This is a genomic window from Alkalicoccobacillus porphyridii, from assembly GCF_007293315.1.
In the GTDB taxonomy this organism is placed as follows: domain Bacteria; phylum Bacillota; class Bacilli; order Bacillales; family Bacillaceae_D; genus Alkalicoccobacillus; species Alkalicoccobacillus porphyridii.
In genome coordinates this window covers 68,805-92,953 of sequence record NZ_VLXZ01000013.1, presented here as the reverse complement: position 1 = coordinate 92,953, position 24,149 = coordinate 68,805, and the positions used below count along the sequence as shown (strand labels likewise).

Annotated in this window: 17 protein-coding genes; all 17 read left to right on the top strand. The window is 41.4% G+C overall.

The window, feature by feature from the left end; all coding sequences use genetic code 11:
- Positions 1 to 161: 161 nt before the first annotated feature.
- The 17 genes from FN960_RS17530 to treC all read left to right on the top strand — a co-directional run bounded on the left by FN960_RS17530 (position 162) and on the right by treC (position 24,133).
- Positions 162 to 1,877 (top strand): ABC transporter ATP-binding protein, encoded by a 1,716-nt coding sequence (locus FN960_RS17530; protein ID WP_143850161.1) that lies wholly within the window; start codon positions 162 to 164, stop codon positions 1,875 to 1,877.
- A gap of 2 nt (positions 1,878 to 1,879) precedes the next feature.
- On the top strand, positions 1,880 to 3,712 hold the full coding sequence (locus FN960_RS17525; protein ID WP_143850160.1) for an ABC transporter ATP-binding protein: 1,833 nt from the start codon (positions 1,880 to 1,882) through the stop codon (positions 3,710 to 3,712).
- Between the two features lie 199 nt (positions 3,713 to 3,911).
- A complete protein-coding gene (locus FN960_RS17520; protein WP_143850159.1) occupies positions 3,912 to 5,174 on the top strand; it encodes an ATP-binding protein in 1,263 nt (420 codons plus the stop codon).
- 693 nt (positions 5,175 to 5,867) lie between these two features.
- The gene (locus FN960_RS17515) at positions 5,868 to 6,689 is read left to right on the top strand and encodes an MIP/aquaporin family protein (RefSeq protein ID WP_143850158.1); all 822 of its coding nucleotides are present in this window, start codon (positions 5,868 to 5,870) and stop codon (positions 6,687 to 6,689) included.
- 25 nt (positions 6,690 to 6,714) lie between these two features.
- Positions 6,715 to 8,220 (top strand): glycerol kinase GlpK, encoded by a 1,506-nt coding sequence (gene glpK / locus FN960_RS17510; RefSeq protein WP_143850157.1) that lies wholly within the window; start codon positions 6,715 to 6,717, stop codon positions 8,218 to 8,220.
- Between the two features lie 204 nt (positions 8,221 to 8,424).
- The gene (locus tag FN960_RS17505) at positions 8,425 to 10,065 is read left to right on the top strand and encodes a glycerol-3-phosphate dehydrogenase/oxidase (RefSeq protein ID WP_143850156.1); all 1,641 of its coding nucleotides are present in this window, start codon (positions 8,425 to 8,427) and stop codon (positions 10,063 to 10,065) included.
- A 28-nt stretch (positions 10,066 to 10,093) separates the two neighbouring features.
- Entirely contained in the window at positions 10,094 to 10,642 is a 549-nt protein-coding gene (locus FN960_RS17500) for a glycerol-3-phosphate responsive antiterminator (RefSeq protein ID WP_143850155.1), read from the top strand.
- 115 nt (positions 10,643 to 10,757) lie between these two features.
- Entirely contained in the window at positions 10,758 to 12,089 is a 1,332-nt protein-coding gene (locus FN960_RS17495; RefSeq protein WP_143850154.1) for an oligosaccharide flippase family protein, read from the top strand.
- Between the two features lie 553 nt (positions 12,090 to 12,642).
- On the top strand, positions 12,643 to 14,106 hold the full coding sequence (locus FN960_RS17490; RefSeq protein WP_143850153.1) for an alpha-N-arabinofuranosidase: 1,464 nt from the start codon (positions 12,643 to 12,645) through the stop codon (positions 14,104 to 14,106).
- Between the two features lie 12 nt (positions 14,107 to 14,118).
- Positions 14,119 to 14,388 (top strand): DUF6171 family protein, encoded by a 270-nt coding sequence (locus tag FN960_RS17485; RefSeq protein WP_143850152.1) that lies wholly within the window; start codon positions 14,119 to 14,121, stop codon positions 14,386 to 14,388.
- An 87-nt stretch (positions 14,389 to 14,475) separates the two neighbouring features.
- Positions 14,476 to 15,597: a sensor histidine kinase gene (locus FN960_RS17480; RefSeq protein WP_185971089.1), complete on the top strand. Its 1,122-nt coding sequence runs from the start codon at positions 14,476 to 14,478 to the stop codon at positions 15,595 to 15,597.
- Positions 15,598 to 16,230 (top strand): response regulator transcription factor, encoded by a 633-nt coding sequence (locus FN960_RS17475; RefSeq protein WP_143850150.1) that lies wholly within the window; start codon positions 15,598 to 15,600, stop codon positions 16,228 to 16,230.
- Positions 16,231 to 16,378: 148 nt separating this feature from the next.
- Positions 16,379 to 17,308 carry an ABC transporter ATP-binding protein gene (locus FN960_RS17470; RefSeq protein ID WP_143850149.1) on the top strand — a complete coding sequence of 310 codons (930 nt, stop codon included), beginning with the start codon at positions 16,379 to 16,381 and terminating at the stop codon, positions 17,306 to 17,308.
- 12 nt (positions 17,309 to 17,320) lie between these two features.
- The gene (locus FN960_RS17465) at positions 17,321 to 18,547 is read left to right on the top strand and encodes an ABC transporter permease (protein WP_143850148.1); all 1,227 of its coding nucleotides are present in this window, start codon (positions 17,321 to 17,323) and stop codon (positions 18,545 to 18,547) included.
- Positions 18,544 to 19,653: an ABC transporter permease gene (locus tag FN960_RS17460; protein WP_143850147.1), complete on the top strand. Its 1,110-nt coding sequence runs from the start codon at positions 18,544 to 18,546 to the stop codon at positions 19,651 to 19,653. The genes FN960_RS17465 and FN960_RS17460 overlap by 4 nt, the downstream gene beginning before the upstream one ends.
- Positions 19,654 to 20,959: 1,306 nt before the next feature.
- A complete protein-coding gene (gene treP, locus FN960_RS17455) occupies positions 20,960 to 22,381 on the top strand; it encodes a PTS system trehalose-specific EIIBC component (RefSeq protein ID WP_143850146.1) in 1,422 nt (473 codons plus the stop codon).
- A 72-nt stretch (positions 22,382 to 22,453) separates the two neighbouring features.
- Positions 22,454 to 24,133 carry an alpha,alpha-phosphotrehalase gene (gene treC, locus FN960_RS17450; protein ID WP_143850145.1) on the top strand — a complete coding sequence of 560 codons (1,680 nt, stop codon included), beginning with the start codon at positions 22,454 to 22,456 and terminating at the stop codon, positions 24,131 to 24,133.
- Positions 24,134 to 24,149 lie beyond the last annotated feature (16 nt).

Below are 24,149 nucleotides of genomic sequence, written 5' to 3'. Positions count from 1 at the left end.
TATCATCAACCTCCCACTTTTCCCCTAATCATCAACCTTCGTTTTCTCTCTCCACTTTTTAAATTTTGTTAACGGTCATAATCGTCATTCAATTCAAAATAAGATATAATTAGGTAAACGAAATAATCACCAAGGTAAAAGATACAGTGGGAGTAGATGTCATGAGGACCGTATTTTCATATTTAAAGCCATATCGGTTGGCTGTGTACGTAGCATTGTTCTTGATGCTAGTAGAGCTAGCCGTGGAATTAACTGCACCTCTAATTTTGGCTCGAATTATAGATGATGGAGTTGTTGCAGGTGATTTAAATGTGGTGATTTTTTGGGGAATCATTTTAATGGCTTCTTCATTAGTAGCCTTTCTTGCTGGTATTGTTAACTCTTTTTATGCTGCCCATGCGGGTCAGAGCACTGGTTTGGATTTAAGAGGGGCCATGTTCCGTCGCATCCAGCTTTCATCGTTTGCAAAGCTTGAGGATTTTGCGACATCTTCACTGATTATGAGATTAACAAACGATGTGACCCAGATTCAGAATACGGTGTTTATGGGACTACGGATCATGATGAGAGCCCCGTTATTAATTATTGGGGGCGTCGTTTTATCTTTTTTTATTAATGCTCGCCTAGCTCTTGTATTTGCCGTTGTTATCCCCTTATTGGTCTTGACTATAACCATCCTTATGAAAAAAGGAGCTCTTTCCTTTGGCTGGGTTCAGAGGCGATTGGATCAGGTTAATCATGTAACGAGAGAGAATCTCATGGCAATGAAATTAGTGAAAGCGTTTGTGAGACGTGGTCATGAAGCGAAACGGTTTGTAACTAATAATACGCAGCTCAAGGACCAAACCGTAAAGGCTTTAAGGTTAATGGAAATTACTCAGCCTGTTTTATTATTACTAATGAATGGATCCATTGTTGCAGTGCTTTGGTTTGGCAGCTTTCAGTTGAATACAGGCAATGCACAGGTTGGAGAAATTGTGGCTATTGTAAACTATGCGACACGTATTATGGGGGCACTGACTGTGCTTTCTATGATTATCATGTTTCTTTCAAGAGCTAAAGCTTCCGCTGAACGAATTGAAGAAGTATTAACGACCTGTGATGCAGATGAAATGGTTACAGATGCTAATCCCGAAACCTACCTGAGAGGAAATATTAAATTTGATCACGTTTCTTTTTCCTATGGGAAAACAGAGCAGGAGGTTTTAAGGAAGGTATCCTTTAACATTTCATCCGGGCAAACCATTGCCATTCTTGGAGCCACTGGTTCAGGTAAGTCATCTTTGCTTCAATTACTCCCTCGACTTTACACGCCGCAAGAGGGAATGATTCGAATAGATGATGTAGATATCCAAGAGCTTGATTTAAAAGTACTTAGAGAATCCATTGGATATGTGTCACAGCAAACCATGCTGTTCTCAGGCACAATACGTGAGAATATCTCATGGGGTAAACCAGAAGCTAATCTGAATGAAATCGTCAGGGCGGCAGATGCTGCACAAATTCATGAAACCATTCAAAAGCTTCCAGACGGATATGAGACAAGAATTGGACAGAGGGGTGTAAACCTATCGGGAGGGCAAAAGCAACGGATTGCTATTGCTCGTGCACTGATACGGGAGCCTCAAATCCTATTATTAGATGACAGCACAAGTGCGCTTGATAATCGTACGGAGGCAGCTTTTTTAAGAGCATTAGAACAGTATCCATGTACCACCATTCTTATTACTCAAAAGCTCTCAACGGCTGCTTCCACAGATAGAATTCTGTTACTTGAACATGGGGAATTACTTGCTGAGGGCTCGCATGAGGAGTTGCTTTCGAATTCGACTTTCTATCAAGAGCTCTACTCATCACAATATGGGAAGGAGGCCTGACGATGTCAAACTGGCTGAAAGAGCCCTTTCAATACGATCGAATTGATATAGAACAGAAGCATCAAAACTTACAATCGCAACGAAAGGACAAAACCGCAAAGGATTGGAAGGGTACACTGCTAAGAATTTGGTCGTATCTATCGGTTTACCGTTTCAAAATGTTCCTTGTTGTCGTAATGGCTGTACTTAGTTCCTCCCTAAGCTTACTCGGTCCTTTTTTAGTAGGTATGGCGATTGATGATTATTTTATAACTCAGAGCTTAGAAGGCTTACCGTCCTTACTAGTAGTGTTGGCAGTGACATATGTTCTCCTTTCACTTGCTACTTGGTTTCAAAATTATTGGATGATTGGAATCTCACAACAAACCGTTCAAGAAATTCGAACAACGTTGTTTTTGCATATTCAACGTTTACCTCTCGCTTATTTTGACAAAAGGCAGCATGGGGAATTAATGAGTCGTATGACAAATGATATGGAGAACGTCAGTAACACCTTAAACAGTTCTATTATTCAATTACTCTCAAGTGCCATCACGTTTATAGGAATTCTTGCTGTTATGCTTTGGCTAAGTCCTCTTCTTACAGCTGTCACTCTGATGGTTATTCCATTAATGGTGATAGGCATGAAGTGGATTACCAAACGTACCTCTATCTTCTTCAAAGAACAGCAGCGTCATCTAGGTGAGTTGAATGGATATATTGAAGAAACGATAGCTGGTCAGGCAATGGTCAAAACCTTCTCTCGAGAAGAACCAATAATTCGTGATTTTGAGGTACGTAATTCAAAGCTTCGAACAGCTGGATTTTGGGCTCAGACGTATTCCGGTTTTATTCCGAAGCTAATGAACGTATTGAATAATGCAAGCTTTGCGGTCATTGCAGGAGTTGGTGGATTACTTGCTTTAAATCCGCAAGCAGGAGTGACTGTGGGAACGATCGTGATATTTGCGGAGTATTCTAGACAATTCACAAGACCGTTAAATGATTTAGCGAATCAATTTAATACCTTGCTCTCCGCTATTGCCGGTGCAGAAAGAGTATTTGAAGTAATTGATGAACCCCTTGATCAAGATAAAGAGGGAGCTAAACCAATTGATCACATTGAGGGGCATGTCCAATTTGATCGTGTGAGTTTCTCCTATGACAATGAGCTGATTCTGAACGATATTAACCTCGATGTAAAAGCAGGAGAGACTGTAGCATTTGTTGGTCCAACAGGAGCTGGAAAAACAACGATTATCAACCTACTGTCTTATTTTTACGAGGTAAATGCAGGACGAATTTTGATTGATGGTCAAGATACTAAAAAGATTCAAAAAGAAAGCCTACGAACGAAGATGGGTTTTGTTTTGCAGGATTCGTTTCTTTTTCAAGGAAGTATTATCGAGAACATTCGCTATGGTCGCCTAGATGCAACGGATGAAGAAGTCATAGAGGCGGCAAAAATGGCTAATGCCCATGATTTCATATGTAGGATGTCTGATGGTTATCATACAAAGCTGAAGCAGGATGGGGGCGGGATTAGCCAAGGGCAAAAGCAGCTCTTATCAATAGCTCGAGCTATTCTTGCCAATCCTTCTATTTTAATTTTGGATGAAGCGACTTCTAGTATTGATACAATTACTGAAATGCGGATTCAAGAAGCGTTAAAACGTCTAATGGAGGGACGCACAAGCTTTATGATTGCCCACCGTTTAAATACCATTGAACAAGCCGATCGGATTTTTGTTTTACAGGAAGGGCAGATTACGGAAAGTGGAAGTCATCAAGATCTTATGAATCAAAAGGGTTTTTATTACGGACTTCACCAGAAGCTTGAGAAGCAAACGGGATAATGATGGGGGCGGGCATATGCACATTCTTTGCAATTTCTGCTTGTGATAGCAAAGGCGGCCGCCCTTCTAATAAGCCAGCGATATCATTGAATGTATTCGTTGTGTTCATTTTTTCCATTTTAACAAAGGGATTAGGATATTAATGTCGAATAATTAGAACATGCAAATGATCTGATTAAGCATAGGGAGCGGCAGCATCGTGATAATTGAAAAATTATTTTTGCATGTTTTAATTGTTTTATCTCCAATCATCATTTACTTAGTTCTATATGAAGGTAAACCAGAAAAGAGAAATAATTTTGTTCTCATCGTGTTTATGACAATCTCTTCTTTTTTGTGTGTGATCATGCCCTTTTCCGACTTCGGTATCCTCTGGGATCTTCGGTTTGTTCCTATTGTCATAGCCTTTATTTATGGAAGTAGAACAGCTGGGATCGTTGTCAGTGTAGCGACGCTTCTAGTGCGAATATATGTCGGTGGAGATATGTTAATCTACGGCGTGATTGGTCTTATCGTTAATTCATCATTTTTTTATGGGATGACATATTTAATTAAGGATAATCATGCGAAAAGTAATCGTTTAAAGATCATAGTGATATGTATTCTTTCCCCTGTTATCCTTCAAATCGTTCTTGCTGGTATAACGTTTCAGGTGGAGGATTTAATAACTTCTGAAGGGCTGGAGCTTCTATACTCAGCAGTAGTCTTTGCGGGTTTATTAGTTGGTTCGACTGTTGTGGCAGGAATGCTATATGAGATGCTCTTAAAGCGTGAGCGAATGCAGGAAGAGCTACTTTATGCTGTTAGGCAACAATCAATTAGTGAGCTATCCGCTTCTATTGCTCATGAAGTTAGGAATCCTCTTACTGTAGTAAAGGGTTTTCTACAATTAATGAAGGAAGAGGATAATAAAAATAACGTAAATCCGGAATATTATCAATTGATTTTAAGTGAATTAAACCGAGCAGAGAATATTATTTATGAGTATCTAAACCTTGCAAAGCCTCAGCTTGGTAACCAAACGCGAGTCCCTATTAATGAGTGTGTGACTCACATTACCACACTTCTAGGACCATATGCGGACAAAGAAGGCGTTCTATTGAATGGACCAGAAGCTACGCAGGAGTACTTCATTGAGACGGATCGTTCTAAGCTTAAGCAAGCCCTAATTAATTTTATAAAAAATGCAATTGAGGCCTCTGCTCCAACAGGTATTGTTGATGTTGATATTACTTCAAAAGGCAAGATGGTTCAGATAATAATAGCGGATAATGGCAAAGGTATGACAAAAGAACAGCTACATAAAATCGGTACGGTCTTTTATTCTACAAAAGAAAAAGGCACTGGTCTTGGGACAATGGTATCCATTCGATTAATTGAGAAGATGGGTGGAAAGGTCACATATGATAGTAAAGAGAACGAAGGGACCTCGGTGCAAATCCTCCTTCCCATAATGACGTAGTCAACCCTTCTGTTGTACAAGAAAGGGTAAAGTACTTATTAATATTTAAATAGTCATACTAATGCCTACCCTAAAACAAGCGAACAAATTTAGAGGCCGCCTTCTGCGGGATGAAAAGGAGGTCACTGAAAAAGTCATCTGTCAACTAGAATTAAGCTCGTATGCACCGCTACAGGAGAACCCTACGCTTTCCGCGGGAACGGCCTCAGCCCTCGAAGTGGAAAACCACCACGTCGATGTCTTCAGACTCGTTCTGTTCCGCAGGAGTCTAAGGGTTCTCCTTCCGCTCATGTTACCGATTAGACAAATGACCAACAAAAAACTTTTTATTCAGTGGCCTCGATGAAAAGGTACATTGAGATAAATAGACGTAGTTGGGTTAGATCATTACCTTGCCTCGGGTAAGTGCCCCCAATTTTGGGAGCGACGGACGAAGAAATAAAATCATGAGCAACCCTCTGCCCATAAATCTTCCAGACTTATTAACATATAAACTTGGACACAGTCCAAGAAAGGGTTTACAAAAATAATTGAGTACGTTATAGTGGGGGTAAGTTTATAAAGCCAAGCTGATGAGCCAATGAGAGCAGCTTTTTACCTCAGTAGTGAACACACTATTGAGGTAGGAAGCTGTTCTTTTTTGCGTTACAAATGCCACTTTATAGGGTAGTTAATCATCAAGGAGGAAGATACATGTTAGCAGAATTCTTGGCAGAAATGTTTGGAACCATGGTATTGTTAATTTTGGGTGGCGGTGTCATCGCTGGAAATCTACTTAAAAAATCGAAGGCTGAAGGGGCAGGATGGATAGCCATTTGTGTTGCCTGGGGTTTAGCTGTCACGATGGGCGTTTATGTATCGGGAACAGTGAGTGATGCTCATATTAACCCGGCTGTTACCCTTTCTTTTGCAGTCATTGGTGAGTTTCCGTGGAGCATGGTGCCAGCTTATATCGCAGGACAGCTGCTAGGGGCCTTCATCGGAGCATGTGTTGTATATCTTCATTATTTACCACACTGGAAGGAAACAAAGGATAAAGATTTAAAACTTAGTGTCTTTGCAACAGATCCTGCTATTCCTCACTCTCCGTCTAATGTCATTAGTGAAGCCATTGGCACAGCCATGCTGATATTTGGACTACTTGCTATTGGAGCAAATCAATTTGCAGAAGGATTAAACCCTTTTATCGTTGGATTGTTAATAACAGCGATTGGTTTTTCTCTTGGGGGTCCTACAGGTTATGCTATCAATCCAGCACGTGATTTTGGTCCGAGATTGGCTCATTTCCTCTTACCAATTCATGATAAGGGCTCATCTAATTGGAGTTACTCATGGGTCCCAATTGTTGGACCCGTACTTGGAGGAGTGCTAGGGGCTGTCTTTTATCAGTTTATTTTTCTGGAAAGCTCAATCATTGGCGCTATTGTTGGCATCGCTTCGATTGGAGTTTTAATCGTTATTTCATCTTTGTTTTCATTCAGTAAGAAGAATGAAACTGACACACTTAATCAGTAATATTATAAAGTAGGAGGCGTCAAACATGGAAAAAAAGTACATTCTTTCATTGGATCAAGGAACAACAAGTTCAAGAGCTATTTTATTTAACAAAAAAGGGGAAATTGTTCATTCGGCTCAAAAAGAATTTACACAGCATTTTCCAAAGCCAGGTTGGGTAGAGCATGATGCTAATGAGATCTGGGGATCGGTACTAGCTGTTATTGCAAGCGTTCTTTCTGAATCCGGTGCCTCTGCCAAGGAAATCGCTTCGATAGGTATCACAAATCAACGCGAAACTACCGTTATTTGGGATAAAGAGACAAGCAAACCCATTTATAATGCACTTGTTTGGCAATCCCGTCAAACAGATGATATCTGTCAGGAGCTTCGAGCAGCTGGACACGAGGATGTCATCCGAGAGAAGTCTGGATTATTAATTGATGCGTACTTCTCAGGAACCAAGGTTAAATGGCTCTTAGATCATGTAGAAGGTGCACGTGAAAAGGCAGAAAACGGCCAATTGCTTTTTGGTACCATAGATACGTGGTTAATTTGGAAGCTGACAGGTGGAGAGAAGCATGTTACTGATTATACAAATGCATCACGTACATTAATGTATAACATTCACGACTTAAAGTGGGATGATGAACTCCTAGAGATTCTTGAGGTGCCAAAAAGCATGCTACCCGAAGTACACTCTTCCTCTGAAGTCTATGGTGAGACAGTAGGTTATCATTTCTTTGGCGAGAATGTGCCTATTGCAGGCATTGCAGGTGACCAGCATGCAGCCCTATTTGGTCAGGCATGCTACGAGCCTGGTATGGTCAAAAATACGTATGGAACAGGTTGTTTTATGCTTATGCATACGGGAGAAGAAGCCGTAAAATCGGAAAATGGACTCCTTACAACCATTGCATGGGGAATTGATGGGAAGGTTGAATATGCCTTAGAAGGAAGTATCTTTGTCGCAGGCTCAGCTATCCAATGGTTACGTGATGGTTTAAGAATGTTTAATGATGCGAAAAATAGTGAAAAGTATGCAGAAAGAGTATCTAGTACTGACGGTGTTTATATGGTACCTGCATTTGTAGGTCTAGGCGCCCCTTATTGGGATAGCGAGGCACGTGGTGCAATCTTTGGTCTTACTCGCGGTACAACAAAAGAACACTTTGTTCGTGCGACGATAGAGTCACTGGCATACCAAACAAAGGATGTTATGCGCGCGATGGTAGCTGATTCAGGCATTGAAGTGAAAAAGCTACGCGCAGATGGTGGAGCTGTCAAAAATGACTTCCTCATGCAGTTTCAAAGCGACCTGCTAGATATTCCAGTAGAGCGCCCCGTTATAAATGAAACGACTGCACTTGGAGCAGCCTATTTAGCAGGACTCGCTACCGGTTTCTGGGAAAGCAAAGAAGAAATCGCGAAAAATTGGCAGGTCGAAAAATCCTATGAAGCCAATATGGATGAAGAAGAACGAGAAGTACTATATGACGGCTGGAAGCAAGCGGTAGATGCTACGATGGGTTTTAAGCCAAACGTCAAGTAAATTCGCCAGGTTGATCGGAATCCTCCTCGAGCATAATGCTTTACGAAAGACTGTAAGTGGATTATAATTCTAGATAAGTTAATAACGGTCTGAGATGATGAGGAGGCCACAGCATTCCAATGTTCCTGAGCACAAAACGGGACTGGAATTTGCTGTGGTCTCCTTTTGTTTTTTCTTAGATACATTGATTGGGGAGTGGAGAATATGGGATTTTCATACGAACAGCGCATTAACAATGTAGAAAACATGGCCAATGAAGAATTAGATTTATTAGTCATCGGAGGAGGTATAACGGGAGCAGGTATTGGACTTGATGCGTCAGACAGAGGACTAAGAACGGGACTCATTGAAATGCAGGACTTTGCTGCAGGTACGTCCAGCCGTTCCACGAAACTTATCCATGGAGGTCTGCGCTACCTAAAACAATTTGAGATTAAACTGGTTGCAGACGTGGGAAAGGAACGAGCCATTGTTTACGAAAATGCACCTCACGTGACTACGCCATTATGGATGATGTTACCCTTCTACAAAGGAGGAACCTTTAATTATGTCACGACCTCCCTCGGTTTGAAGGTCTATGATTTTCTTGCGGGCGTCAAAAAGGAAGAACGACGTAACATGCTTAAAACGGAAAACGCCATTGCTAAAGAGCCTTTACTTAATAAAGAGGGCTTAAAGGGCGCTGGTTTATATGTTGAATACCGCACAGACGATGCCAGGCTGACAATAGAGGTAATGAAAAAAGCGGAAGAAAAAGGACTTCTCGTTTCAAATTATGTTAAGGCTGAGAACTTCCTGTATAAAGATAAAAAGGTTGTAGGTGTCCAAGTAACAGACCTAATCACAGGGAAAAAAACCGACATTTATGCAAAAAAAATAGTGAATGCCACTGGACCTTGGGTTGATTTATTACGCGAGAAGGATAACTCTAAAAAAGGTAAAACCATTCATTTAACTAAAGGTGTTCACTTAGTTGTGAGCGGAAAAAGATTCCCGCTCAAAAGCGCATTGTATTTTGACACGCCTTTTAAGGATGGACGAATGATGTTTGCGATTCCGCGTGAAGGTAAGACGTATATTGGAACAACAGATACAAACTACAAAGGAGATCAAGCAGAGCCCGGAGTAACAAAAGAGGACGCAGATTATATTCTGCGTGCAGCAAATGGAATGTTTCCGGAGCTTGATTTGCACGCAGAAGATGTGGAATCAAGTTGGTCTGGGCTACGACCACTTATTCACGAAGAAGGCAAGGATCCATCTGATATCTCACGTAAAGATGAAATCTTTCGTTCTGAAAGTGGATTGTTTACCATTGCAGGTGGAAAGCTGACCGGCTACCGTAAAATGGCTGATAGCGTCGTAAGCATGGTAACAAAAGAGCTATCGGGAGACTATCCTGACTGTAATACAGAGAAAATGCTCCTTTCAGGAGGAGATGTTGGGGGCTCACATCAATTTGAAACCTTTGTAAAAGAGCAATCAGAAAAAGGCATGGAGCTAGGTTTAAACGAAGGGGAAGCAACAGAGCTGGTTCATCGATACGGCTCAAATATTGAACAAGTGTTTGAATACGTTAAAGAGGCAGATGAATCCGAGATGCCAAGGTATTTATACGCTTCATTAAGATATGCACTTGAGCATGAAATGACAGCTACACCACTGGATTTCTTTGTTCGTCGCACGGGCTATCTATACTTTCATATAGATAAGGTGTTAGCATATAAGAGCACGGTGATGAATGAAATGGAGAAACAGCTAGGCTGGAGTCCTGAACAAACACAACAATTTACAAGTGAGTTGGACAAGCAAATTGAGGCCGTTTCATTTAAACACTCCGTTTAGACTGTATATGGATTAGGAGAGCTGTACAATGTTTGATGGTCAAACCATTCTGCCGGCAATTAAGAAAATGAAAGACTTTGAAAAGGTGCTGGAGAGCAACTATACCTATATTGTCATACTTGACCTTCACATCTCGCAGCTGGTCGTGGTTTCAAAGTATGCAAAGGCTAAGAAAAAAAAGCTATTGCTGCATGCAGATATGATTCAAGGATTAAAGAGTGATAAATACGCGGCGGAATTTCTGTGTCAGACCGTGCGTCCAGCTGGCTTAATTTCAACGCGAGCAGATGTGCTCAAAACCGCAAAAAAAAATGGATTACTCGCGATCCAACGTTTATTTCTCTTAGACACGATTGCCTTGGAAACGAGCTACAGGCTTGCTGATAAAGTCCAGCCAGACCTCATTGAGGTGCTGCCAGGCGTCGTTCCAGATTTAATAAAAAGAGTTCAAACTGCAACTGGAATTTCCATTATCACAGGTGGACTCATTGAATCAAAGGACGAAATTGATCGTGCCCTCGCTTCAGGAGCTCATGCGATCACAACCTCAAGACAAGAGCTATGGGATATAAATTAATACTTTAAAAAGGGTTTATCACGTGAAATACTTCTTTATTTATGGGTTGTACCATATTTACTGAACTCCACTCATATATGTAGTAGGAGAGATGGATAAAGGAGTGGACATGTGCATGAACCCTTTTTTTCGTGGAGCATTGTTATTAAGCGGAGCCGCGCTTGCAGGTGAATCCTTAGAATTTCTAATAAACGTTGTTCTCGCCAATGAGCTGGGCGAACACAACTTTGGATTGTATATGGCCATTCTGCCTACACTAGTTTTTGTGGTGGTACTCTCAAGCCTAGAAATGCAGGTCTCTGTATCAAAAATGGTGGCGGAACGCCCTGTCAATCAGCATATCAGTCTATTAAAAGCAGCATTAAGGCTGGCAATCATTGTAGCTCTCACTTGTTTAACAGCCGCCTTCATCGTGCTTCCAAATCTATCAGTTCTTGATCCCTATCATCCCATGGTGAAGTGGCTCCTTATATTGCTTGTACCAGTAGTCACATTTTCATCAGTAGCTCGAGGTTACTTTGTAGGGGCTCAGCATACAAAAAAAATCGCCGTCATTAATTTACTGAAACGAGGAGCACAGCTGTTATTTCTATATGGAATCTTTCAATTATTCCAGTTTCAAAGTCAAACGGCTATCTTTGTTGCATTAGGTACAGTGGTTCTAAGCGAAATTCTTGTTTTATTTTATATGGGAACCGCCTTTATTCTACAGATCCATCGATTAAGGAGGGAGCCAAAAGAAGAAATTCAAGCAAAGGAAATGTATCGCTCAATCCTCTCCGTATCCCTTCCGACCACGGGATTACGTGTATTTCATGCGATCACATTTGCCATCAAACCCTTCTTAATTACAACGGCCCTCTCTAAAGCCGGTTTACTAGAGAGCATGGCACTCATTCAATATGGAAAGCTTGCCGGTGTGGCTTTTACCATTGGGTTCTTCCCAGCCTTTATCGCACACTCTCTTCTCACAGTCATGGTGCCACTTGTTTCCTCAGGCTATGCTAAGGGCGATTTTCCCTCCCTTGCGAAATTGCTCCGCCAGGCAATGGGGATAACCCTAGCCTACAGCTTACCTGTGGTTATGACGTTCTATTTTTTGGCCGAGCCTATGACTGATTTATTCTTTGAGCATTCTCCAGCATCAGGCTATTTAACGTTACTTGTACCTTATTTTCTTTTTCATTACTTTGCCATCCCAATGCAAGCCTATCTCATCGGGATTGGATTGGTCCGAGAGGCCTTTATGCATTCAGTCTGGTCAACAGGTGTTTCCTTTTTGCTCATGTTTACACTAGGATCTCTTCCCTCCCTGCAAATGCACGGAATCATCATCGGCATGAATGTAGGCGCCGTTTTACTTACCCTCATGCATTATGTAACCATCACAGAAAAGCTAGGCTTAACGCTAATCTTAACCCAATCGAGAAAGCAACGGTGGAGCTAAGTGAGTGGAGCTTTTTTTTGGGGAGGGGGGAGTTAAGTTCGCGCATGGAAACGTTGATTCCGCGCATTCTGAAAAAAATCGAGCACGCGGAGGCAAAGATCGCGTATGGAGACTCTAGTATCGCGCATAATCGATTTTTCCGCGCAGATGCACCTCAAAAACGAGCAGAAGGGTCCATATTCCGCGCATCGGCCTAATCTGGTGCCTCCCCTCCATAACAAATGAAGTGGAAGGTTGTTATCGCGCATGTAAACGTCGATTCCGCGCATCCTGAAAAAAATTGCGCACGCGGAGGCTAAAATCGCGCATGCAAACACTAGTATCGCGCATAATCGGTATTTCCGCGCATCTACTTCTCAAAAACGAGCAAGGGGGTCCATAATCCGAGCATCTTCCACATCCGCCCTTCACCAGGAGTCGGCCCAATCCAACCCTCTTACTAAAATTAGTTTCATAAAAAGATAGAAAGTCCTAGACGAATGGAAGTTGTACGTATAAGATAGACATATAAAATGTAAGCGCTATTATTTAGTGCTGTTTAGGGGGATGTTGAATGACAAACAAAGTTGTATTGCACGCTGATGTAGAAAAAGCTGTGATTAACCGAAATATTCACGGACATTTTGCTGAGCATCTAGGAAGATGTATTTATGAAGGAATCTGGATAGGCGAGGACTCCTCCATCCCTAATACGAAAGGAATTAGAAATGATGTTCTGCAGGCATTAAAGGATCTTGAGATTCCTGTGCTTCGCTGGCCAGGTGGGTGCTTTGCTGATGAGTATCATTGGAAGGACGGAATTGGTCCTAGAGAAGGAAGAAAGCGGATGGTTAATACACACTGGGGCGGAGTTGTGGAGAACAATCATTTTGGTACGCATGAGTTTTTCCTTTTGTGTGAACTACTTGGCGCTGAGCCGTATGTGAATGGGAACGTAGGTAGTGGCACGGTTCAAGAAATGCAGGAATGGGTCGAGTACATTACATTTGATGGAGAATCACCGATGGCTAACCTGAGACGTGAAAACGGACAGGAAAAGCCATGGTCTATGACTTACTTTGGTGTCGGCAATGAAAACTGGGGCTGCGGTGGAAACATGCGACCAGAATACTATGCAGATTTATATCGTCAATTTCAAACGTACGTAAGAAATTTTGGCGACAATAAAATTTTCAAAATTGCCTGCGGACCAAATGTAGATAACTATCATTGGACAGAGGTCTTAATGAAAGAGGCTACTAGATTTATGGATGCGCTTACGCTGCACCATTATACAATTCCAGGTCCTGAATGGAATCAAAAAGGCTCAGCTACAGAGTTTACAGAAGCTGAATGGGAAAAAACAATGGAACGGGCGCTTTATATGGATGAATTAGTGACAAAACATAGCTCTATCATGGATCAATATGATCCCGAGAAAAGAGTCGCTTTAATTGTTGATGAATGGGGAACATGGTATGACGTAGAGCCAGGAACAAATCCAGGTTTTCTTTTTCAGCAGAATACCATTCGTGACGCACTAGTAGCTGGTGTAACTCTAAATATATTCCATAATCATTCAGACCGAGTTCGTATGGCGAATATTGCTCAAACTGTGAATGTTCTTCAGTCTGTGGTCTTAACAGAAGGAGACCAAATCGTTCTAACGCCGACATACCATGTATTTAATATGTATAAGGTTCATAAGGACGCGACGTCTATTCAAATTCATGAAGCTTCGCTAGATAAGAACCTTCATGTCAGTGCCTCTAAAAATGCGGCAGGTGAGGTTCATTTATCCATTTGCCACTTTGGTTTAAAGGATTCGGCTGAGTTTGATGTTGAATTAAGAGGGTGGGAGACAGCTCCGGATCAAGCGGAAGGCACCATTCTCACGGCAGATTCCATGAATGGCCGGAATACGTTTGAGAATCCAAATGATGTGGAACCTCAAACGCTTGAAGGTATAACGATAAAGGATAGTAAATTATCAGTAAGTATTCCTCCAATGTCTGTTTCTGTCATCAAATTAACCTAGAGGTCTGATTCAATGGCATGTAAAGGTTGTTTGTTAAAGGAAGAATTACAAAATACCACGGTACAGCAGCTAGTTGAAGAGCAGCTGAAGTTTGAGACAGATCTTACGAATGATGATGTCTATCAACAACGGTTACGCGAATGCGAGCAGTGCCCTTCATTATCACATGAAACCACCTGCCAGCATTGCGGCTGCTTCGTTCAATTTAGAGCGAGATTAGCATATAAAAGCTGTCCGTTTCCAGGGCAAAACAAATGGAAGGCATTCATCAATTCCAATTGATGGGTGCCTTTTTATTTATTTTTGTTAACGAACAATGAATAGTGTGATAACGTAAAATAGAGCAGGAAGGATATGGGAGGTGAAAAGTTGAAATATTCATTTAGTGGAATGGCTTTAGCTATAATTTGTATGATCCTAGAGCAGACAAGCATGATCGTATCCTATGAATTCTGGCTGTTTATGGGTGTGTTTGTTGCTTTTTTTAGCTCGAAACGCCTTTGGACGTCACCTATCATTTTTTTTAGCATTCTTGTAAGTATATTTGGATGTATTCATTTGTTCATTCTCCCGCCAGCTATTTATAGTCCATATATTCTGTATTATATATTTGCCATCATGTATAGCTTAGATAAGAACCATGCTAGCATTCTCCCCCTTATTCTAAGTGGATTTCTTCTTAGTACACACGCATTGTATTTCTCTTTTGATTTAGCTTTTGCCTTGTTTATGATTATGCAATACGTTATCTTTTTGTCCACTCTCTATTTGATAAAAAAGCTCACAATCTCTAATCAAAAATATCAGGCTGATCACCACGCCTATCTAAGCGAATACCGAAAAATGAATCGCCAATTAAGAGACCAGGAGCAAAGCGCTGCTGCAAAAGAGCGAAACCGCATCGCACGAGACTTACATGACTCAGTGGGTCACCAATTAACGGCTTTAATGATGCAGCTACAAATGGTGGAGTTCCAGTTAAGTTCAATGCCTGATCAACAGAGGTTATTAAAGCAATCTAAAGATATGGCACGGCAGAGCTTGCAGGAGATGCGTGAATCGGTACATGCTTTGCAAATTGAGTCCGTAAAAGGGATTGAAGCTGTCATACAGTTGATTCGGAAGCTTGAAGCAGAAAGTCATGTCAGAGTTCAGCTAGTGACTAAACCTCAGGCAATGTCTATTATTCTGAACGAAGAGCAAAACGTGGCTGTCTACCGTTTTATCCAAGAAGGCTTGACGAATGCGATGCGACACGCTCACACGCGTGAAGTGGAGCTAACATTAGAAGTCATAGGAGAGCATAGCTATGGCTTGAGAATGTCTAACCGTGTTTATCAAGCAATATGGAAGGAAGGCTTTGGTCTAAAAAATCTACGTGCTCGTTTTATCTCATTGAATGGACAGTTCCAGGCAGGTATAAAAAGAGACCAATTTGAAATCAGAGGATCGTTTCCTATAAAACGAATGAATGAAGGACGTGAAGTTTAAATGGTCAAAATATTATTAGCAGAAGATCAGCGTATTGTCAGGCAAGGACTAAAAATGATGATTGAACAAGATCCAGCTCTGCAGGTTGTGAGTGAGGCGAGTAATGGCTTAGAAGCAGTGGAAGCCTTTAATTCAAAAATCATTGACTTAGTCTTGATGGATATACGGATGCCGGTCATGACTGGCTTAGAAGCTACAGAAAAAATTCGTAGTCAACATCCGGATGCATTAATCCTTATTTTAACAACCTTTGCTGACGATGAATATGCGTTTGAAGCGCTAAGACTAGGAGCAGTCGGGTACATTTTAAAAGATGCAGATAACGATAAGCTATTACATTCCATACATAGTGCTTTAAGAGGTGGATTAAGCCTCGACGACCAGGTAGCTGCTTCTGTTCTACCCAAGCTACTTGAACATAACCGGGGTTCTTCTGAATCTCATGACTTAACAGAGCGTGAACGTAGTATCCTCGCATTAATAGGTGCAGGAAAAAACAATCAAGAAATTGCGGCTGAATTATTTCTTTCGGTCGGAACGGTTAAAAATTACGTAAGTCAGCTCCTTACAAAAGTAGAAGCTCGAGACCGCACTCAACTTGCCATTTATGCAATTAGAAATCATGTAGTGTAATAAGGAGCTATCCACTTAAAGCAGCGTGTTGTAACGCTGTTTTTTTGTGACTCAAGTCATAAGATATCTACTAAATTCATGACCTAAGAGAATACGCAGGCTACACTCGATCGCGTACACTAAGAATAATAGAAAAGGAGGCAGGACCATGCTCGAGGTTGTGAACTTGACGAAACGCTTTAAGCAGATTGAAGCGGTGAAAAGTGTGAATCTCTATCTGGAAAAAGGCGAGTCTGTAGGGCTCCTCGGTCCAAATGGAGCAGGGAAGTCAACGGCAATTTCCATGATTTCTACATTAATAAAACCTACCGAGGGAGATGTGCTTTATGTAGGAGAAAACATGGTTCAACATCCCAAAAAGCTTAGACTTGCCATTGGACTTGTGCCTCAGGATCTTGCACTATTTCCCCAGCTGACTGCAGAGGATAATATGTTTTTTTTCGGAAAAATGTATGATCTCCCCTCAAAAGAACTCAAGAAAAGAGTAGAGGAGATTTTAATTGAAGTTGGTCTAGACGAACGAAAAAAAGACAAGGTGAAAAGCTTTTCCGGTGGGATGAAAAGGCGATTAAATATTGCAATAGCCTTGATCCATAAACCCCAAATTCTGATTATGGATGAACCTACAGTTGGCATTGACCCACAGTCGAGAAGCTTTATCTTAAAGATGGTTCGTAAGCTGCAACGCGAAGAACAAATGACGATCCTTTACACAAGCCATTATATGGAAGAGGTAGAGTATGTATGTGATCGACTGTACATTATGGATCGCGGATCAATCATTGCTGCCGGAACCAAGGATGAAGTAAAAGGCATTCTGAGAACAGAGCAATCCATTAGTATTCAGGTCAGCCATACGAGTCCACTGTTTGAAGAACGATTGAAAGCTCATCCTAACATCACATCTGTCGCAGCAGAACCTAATCAATACACGATTGTGACGCATCAGGATGAGCTGTTTGATGAGATTTTTAACATGGCTAACGAAACGTCGGTGAAGCTCTTGGGAATCCAGGTGAAGCCACCGTCACTTGAAGATGTATTTCTACATCTCACAGGACGCAAGCTGAGAGATTGAGGAGGAGCGAATATGCTTTGGGCATTAATTAAAAAAGATTTACTCCATATGCAAAAAGAAAAATCCGTTCTCATTTTACTGTTTATAATGCCTTTAGGCTTAATTAGCATCCTTGGTTTTGCACAATCTGGCGGTAATGAGATGGGCTCTTTTTCAATTGCTGTTATTAATGCAGAAACCCAAGAGGAAGAAGTTAATTATTTTTTACAGGAAGCGGAGGCTCAAGGGATTCCCAGAGAAGCGGCGGAAGAGCTTGTGAACCAGTTCAATGTGAAAGATATCATAATAGATGAAGTCTTTGCAGCGGACATTGGAGAACGCATTCAGATAGAAACAGGTATCACCCGTGATGAAGCTCTTGAAAATGAAGAGTTTGCAGCAGTGATTGAATTTCCTGAGGGCTATCAACAAAGTGTATGGAGTTCTATCATGCTAAATCAAGATAACGAAGAAGAACTGCTTCTTTATTTGAATGAAGAACAATCAACTAACGCTTTAATCATAGATTCAATGATCCATTCTTTTTATGAAACCTTACGTATGCAAAGTATAGCGAGTGATATGGACCTTCCCCAACCAGCCTTCATAGAACCAGTGGACTATGACATCATTCAAACACAGGAGCACCCAATTGATATTTTTCATTATGTTACGGTTGGCATGGCAAGTATGTTTGTTCTATATACAGCTGGTTTGGTGGCCAGGTATGCAACAGATGAAAAACGGACAAGAGTATTTAATCGAATGATCCTTACACGAGCGCCAGGTTATTTATACGTCACAAGCAAATGGATCACGGGAACGATCGTAGCAGCCTTTCAATTAAGCGTCATTTTTTTAATTTCTTATTTTGCCTTTAATGTCACGTGGGGTAGCTTACTTCAATTTATACTGGTCACCCTAACGATTAGTTTGGTTGTTGGTGGATTAACGGTATTGCTAACATCCATTAATTTCAGATTGGATAGCTACAAAGCCTCCACTATTTTCTCAAATATATTTGTCACGCTGCTTGCATTTGTAGGAGGAAGCTTTGTTCAAACAGATATGTTATCACCAATCATTGGACTTTTCGGGAGGTACACACCGAATGGAGTAACCATGACTGCTTATTTCCAAGCGTTTCAGGGCGGGGAATTGACTTCGATCCTTCCTAATTTACTTATCCTATTAAGTTACAGCGTTATCTTAGTAGGCATCGCCATACTCTATTTTCCGAAAAGAGGTGGTCATCAATGAAAGGTATAGTTTGGGGCTTAATGCGTGATTCGATCCGAAATCCCTGGGCGCTCATCGCGATGTATATGCTAACCATTGTATTTACCCTGTTACTTGGTCAAACAGATTTTAGTCAGGCTATCCGTGTACCCGTGTATTCGGAGGAAATGAGCCAATCTCAGGTAGACGAAGCAGTTGATCTTTTGAATCAAGACCAGAGTGTTGAGTTTTATCGTGTGGAAAGTGAAGATGTACAAAATATCATTAATCGTCAGTTGGTAGCCGCAGCTGTCCATTTACAGGAGCATCGATTCGATATCTATCAGGCTAGAAATGCCTTTGAAATTGGGATCGTAGAGTCGGCTATCTCATCCTACTACTCAAAAGAAGGATTTGTCCAAGAGGCAGCATTGGCAGAAGCGGGAGAGCCAAATGAACTGAGAAACATCATCGAAAGTGACAATGGAAGCTATCCTGTTTCAACATCAAGCTTCACTATTGAGGAAGACACGAATTGGATCTATGATCAATCGCTACAAACCATTTTTGGCTTCACCTTGTTTTTTGTAATCTATACGATCACCTTCTCCATTACATCAATTATTGAACAAAAGCAAAACGGGGTGTGGGATCGATTAATTTTATCACCTGCCTCCAAAACAAGTATTTACACGGGAAACTTAGTATTTGGATTTCTACTAGGTTATGTTCAAATCCTCATCGTCTTCCTGCTATTTGCAAGTCTCTTTCAATATGATTTCCGAGGGGGACTATGGATAAGCTTCATTGTTGTCATTCCCTATGTGTTTGCCATAGTCTCATTTGGAGTCTTACTTAGTGGCCTGATTACATCAATAAGACAGCTTGATGCCATCGTTCCATTTCTGGCGGTGAGCTTTGCCATGCTGGGTGGAGCGTTTTGGCCCATCGAAATCGTCTCATCAAACGCTATACTTGTCCTCTCATATGTAAGTCCAATCACCTATGGCATGGAGATGTTAAAAGGAGCTACCTTATACAATTGGAGCTTTGAACAATTTCTGCTCCCAGGCTCCATACTCTTTTTTATGGGAACGGTTTTTATGGGTATTGGATTAAATTTAGTAGAAAGACGAAGTGTGTCGTAGAAATAATGATGAGAAAGAGCCTTGAACTTATAGAAGTTTAGGCTCTTTTTTTGTGTGAAGCGGATGAGCTGAGTCATGAGAGTGCGTGGAAGCAGAGGCAAGATGCGCAGATATCAAAACTAGAATAGGATAATGTTTTGGTTCTTCGGCTGCCGCTCCCGAAAATGGGGCCACGCTTACCGCGGGAAGGTATTGAGCTAACGGGCTCTGCCCTTTTATCTCAATGAACCTTTTCATCCCGCAGGTGTCGGCCCTCCATTTTCGTCCGCTTGTTTAGGTAGGTATTGGAACAGTCTTTTCACAATAATTAGGACTGCACCCACACCAAGGAGGGAAACCAAGAAAGAACGGCTCAACAGCAAGAAGAAGGGGCTCCTTACTAAGAGCGGAGGCACGAAACCAAGAAAGAATTACTTAACTCCAAGAGGAAGGAGCTCCTTACCAAGAGCCAAGGCACTATACCAAGAAAGAATGGTTTAACTCCAAGAGGAAGGAGCTCCATACCAAGAGCGGAAGCACGATACCCAGAAAGAATTACTTAACACCAAGAAGAAGGAACTCCATACCAAGAGCGGCGGCACGCTACCCAGAAAGAATCGCTTAACACCAAGAAGAAGGAGCACCATACCAAGAGCGGCGGCACGCTACCCAGAAAGAATCGCTTAACACCAAGAAGAAGGAGCTCCATACCAAGAGCGGCGGCACGCTACCCAGAAAGAATCGCTTAACACCAAGAAGAAGGAACTCCTTACCAAGAGCGGGGCACGCTACCCAGAAAGAATCGCTTAACACCAAGAAGAAGGAACTCCTTACCAAGAGCGGAGGCACGCTACCCAGAAAGAATCGCTTAACACCAAGAAGAAGGAGCTCCATACCAAGAGCGGAGGCACGCTACCCAGAAAGAACAGCCCAACACCAAGAAGAAGAACCTCTTCACCAAGAACCGATCCACACCACCCAGAAAGAACAGCCCAACACCAAGAAGAAGAACCTCCATACCAAGAGCCAACCCACGCTACCAAGAAAGAACAACTCAAAACCAAGAACAACCTCCAAACCAAAAACTACAAACAAATATCCCGTTAAACGAGCCGCTATTACTATCTCAAGCATTTATTCTCTGTGCCAATAGGGTATAGGAACAGTGATTTTATATAAAACTACCGGAAAGGAAAATATTTCAGTTGACTAATTTGTATATACAAGTTATCCTGAAAACGTAATCATTTGTATATACATGTTGTGAAATCATAATGAATATATAAGGAAAATGATTTGAAATTGTGTTTATTGGGAGGAACTAACGATGAGTGATAATCGTAAGACGGCAAAAGATATACTTGAAGCCATAGGCGGCAAAGAGAATATTTCTTCTGCTACACATTGTGTGACGCGACTACGTTTAGTGTTACATGATGAAGGTAAAGTAGATAAGGAGAAGCTGGAGAACATTGATCCAGTGAAAGGTTCGTTCTCAGCTAACAATCAGTTCCAAGTGATCCTCGGTCAGGGGCTTGTTGATAAGGTGTATGCGGAGTTTGTATCTGAGGCTGGTATTTCTGAGTCAACAAAAGAGGAGACAAAGCAGGAATCTGCTAAGAAAATGAATCCGCTACAAAGAGCAGTAAAAGGGTTATCTGACATTTTTATTCCTATCTTGCCGGCTATTATCACGGCGGGTTTGTTACTCGGTCTAAATAATATACTTACAAATGCGTTGTTCACAGAGCAACCGATTATTGAATTGTATCCTCAATGGGCAGGACTCGCTGATATCATTAGTACAATTGCTAGCACGGCCTTTGTTTTCTTACCTGCACTAATTGGTTGGTCGGCTGTTAAGAAGTTTGGTGGAAATCCACTGCTTGGTATTGTTCTTGGTTTGATCCTTTGTCATCCAGGGCTGTTAAATGCGAATGACTATGCAGGGGCTTTGAGAGATGGCACTGTACCATATTGGAATCTATTTGGTTTTGATGTGGCTGCAATGGGTTATCAAGGACAAGTACTTCCAATATTATTAGCTTCATATGTGCTTGCTAAAATAGAGAAGTTTATGAAGAGAATTACGCCAGATTCATTCCAGTTGCTAGTTGTAGCACCTGTTGCACTTTTAATTACTGGTTTCTTGGCGTTTATTATCATAGGTCCTATTACATTTGCAATTGGTAATAGCATTACAGGAGTTTTTGTTACTTTATTTGAACAGTTTGCACTTGTTGGTGGAGCGATTTATGGCTTGTTTTATGCTCCATTAGTTATAACAGGCATGCATCACACATTCTTAGCGGTAGACTTTCAGCTTATTGCAAGTGAAGGAGCTACATTCTTATGGCCGATTCTAGTTATGTCTAATATTGCTCAAGGGTCTGCAGCACTTGCGATGTATATTATTCTAAAGAACCAAAAGATGAAAGGTCTTTCTCTAACGTCAGCTATCTCAGCTTACCTTGGAATTACTGAGCCTGCATTGTTTGGAGTGAATTTACGCTACCGTTTTCCATTTATATGTGCGATTATTGGTGCAGCCATAGCAGGAGGTTATGTTGCTGTAATGGGTATCCTTGCACCAGCAATTGGAGTTGGAGGACTTCCGGGAATATTCTCAATTGTAGGTACTAGAGCGAACATCATCAACTTCGCCATCGGCATGGGGCTAGCCATTATCATCCCAGTTGTCGCTACAATCATTGTTTCTCGTTTCCAAAAAGATTTCCAAGATAGATAAATCAAAACTTCAAAGCCGCTTAGCAGAATGTCTCTGCAAAGGCGGCTTTCTTAAATTGAAAGGGTGTTACACATGAACGAATGGTGGAGAAAATCTGTAGTGTACCAAATTTATCCGAAGAGCTTTAATGACACGACGGGTAATGGTGTGGGTGATCTACAAGGTATTATTCAAAAGCTGGACTACCTAAAAAAACTAGGAGTGGACGTAATTTGGCTTACTCCAGTGTACTCATCCCCGCAGCGTGACAACGGTTATGACATTAGTGATTATTATAATATTCACGAGGAGTACGGTACGATGGAGGATTTTCAAGCATTGCTTGATGAGACGCATCAACGGGGTATGAAGCTGATTATGGACCTTGTTGTGAATCACTCGTCCACAGAGCATGAATGGTTTAAGCAAGCATCTTCCTCTAAAGATAACCAGTATCGAGATTTTTATATTTGGAAGGATGCTGTGGATGGACAAGTGCCTACAAATTGGATTTCTAAATTTGGTGGTTCTGCTTGGAAATGGGATGAGAAAACAGAACAATATTATCTTCATTTGTTTGATGAAACTCAGGGTGATTTAAACTGGGAGAACCCAGAGCTTCGTGAAAAAGTCTATGAATTGATGCGATTCTGGTTTGAGAAAGGCATTGATGGGTTCCGTTTAGATGTGATTAACCTCATTTCTAAGGATCAAGACTTTCCGAATGATGATGGCTCCGTTGCTCCAGGAGATGGGCGTAAATTCTACACCGATGGCCCGCGTGTTCATGAGTTTTTACAAGAGATGAATAAAGAGGTGCTCGCACCGTATCAGGCGATGACAGTTGGCGAGATGTCGTCTACAACTCTAGAGCATTGTGTTCAATATTCTCACCCCGATAGCAATGAATTAAGCATGACCTTTAATTTCCATCATCTAAAAGTTGATTATCCAAACGGAGAGAAATGGGCTTTAGGCGAGGTAGATTTTTACGCGTTAAAACAAATTCTTTCTAAATGGCAGGTTGGTATGCATCAAGGTGGAGGCTGGAATGCTCTATTTTGGTGTAATCATGATCAACCGAGAGTAGTCACTCGTTATGGAGATGACGGAGTTTATCACAAAGAATCCGCCAAAATGCTAGCAACAGTGATTCACATGATGCAGGGCACGCCATACATTTATCAAGGTGAAGAGTTTGGGATGACCAATCCTAAGTTTGAAACGATAGAAGAGTACCGCGATGTAGAAACGTTAAATATCTACAAGGAATTGCGTGAGAAGCAATTGGATCATTCTGAGATCATGGAGATTATTAAGCAGAAATCACGTGATAACTCAAGAACCCCGGTGCAATGGAATGATGAAGCTCATGGAGGGTTTACCACAGGAACACCTTGGATTCATACCGCAAATAATTACAAGCACATTAATGCGGAGAATGCGCTAGCAGATCCAGATTCTATTTTCTATTTTTATCAAACTTTGGTTGAACTGAGAAAGAGTCATGATATTATTACCTATGGAGACTACCAGTTGTTGCTTGAGGATGACCCACGTATCTTTGCATACGTAAGAGAATGGCAGGGGGAAAAGCTGTTGGTTGTTACAAATTTCACGCAAGAAGAGACGTTGTTTACAGCTCCAGCACTTTTAGCAGAGAACAATGCCAATATCTTGGTAACGAATTATCAGCAAGCAAACGAACCGGCAGAGGAATTAACGCTTCGTCCTTATGAAGCGGTTGTCTACCACATTCCTGCTTCTTCCTAATAAGTTTTAAGTACAG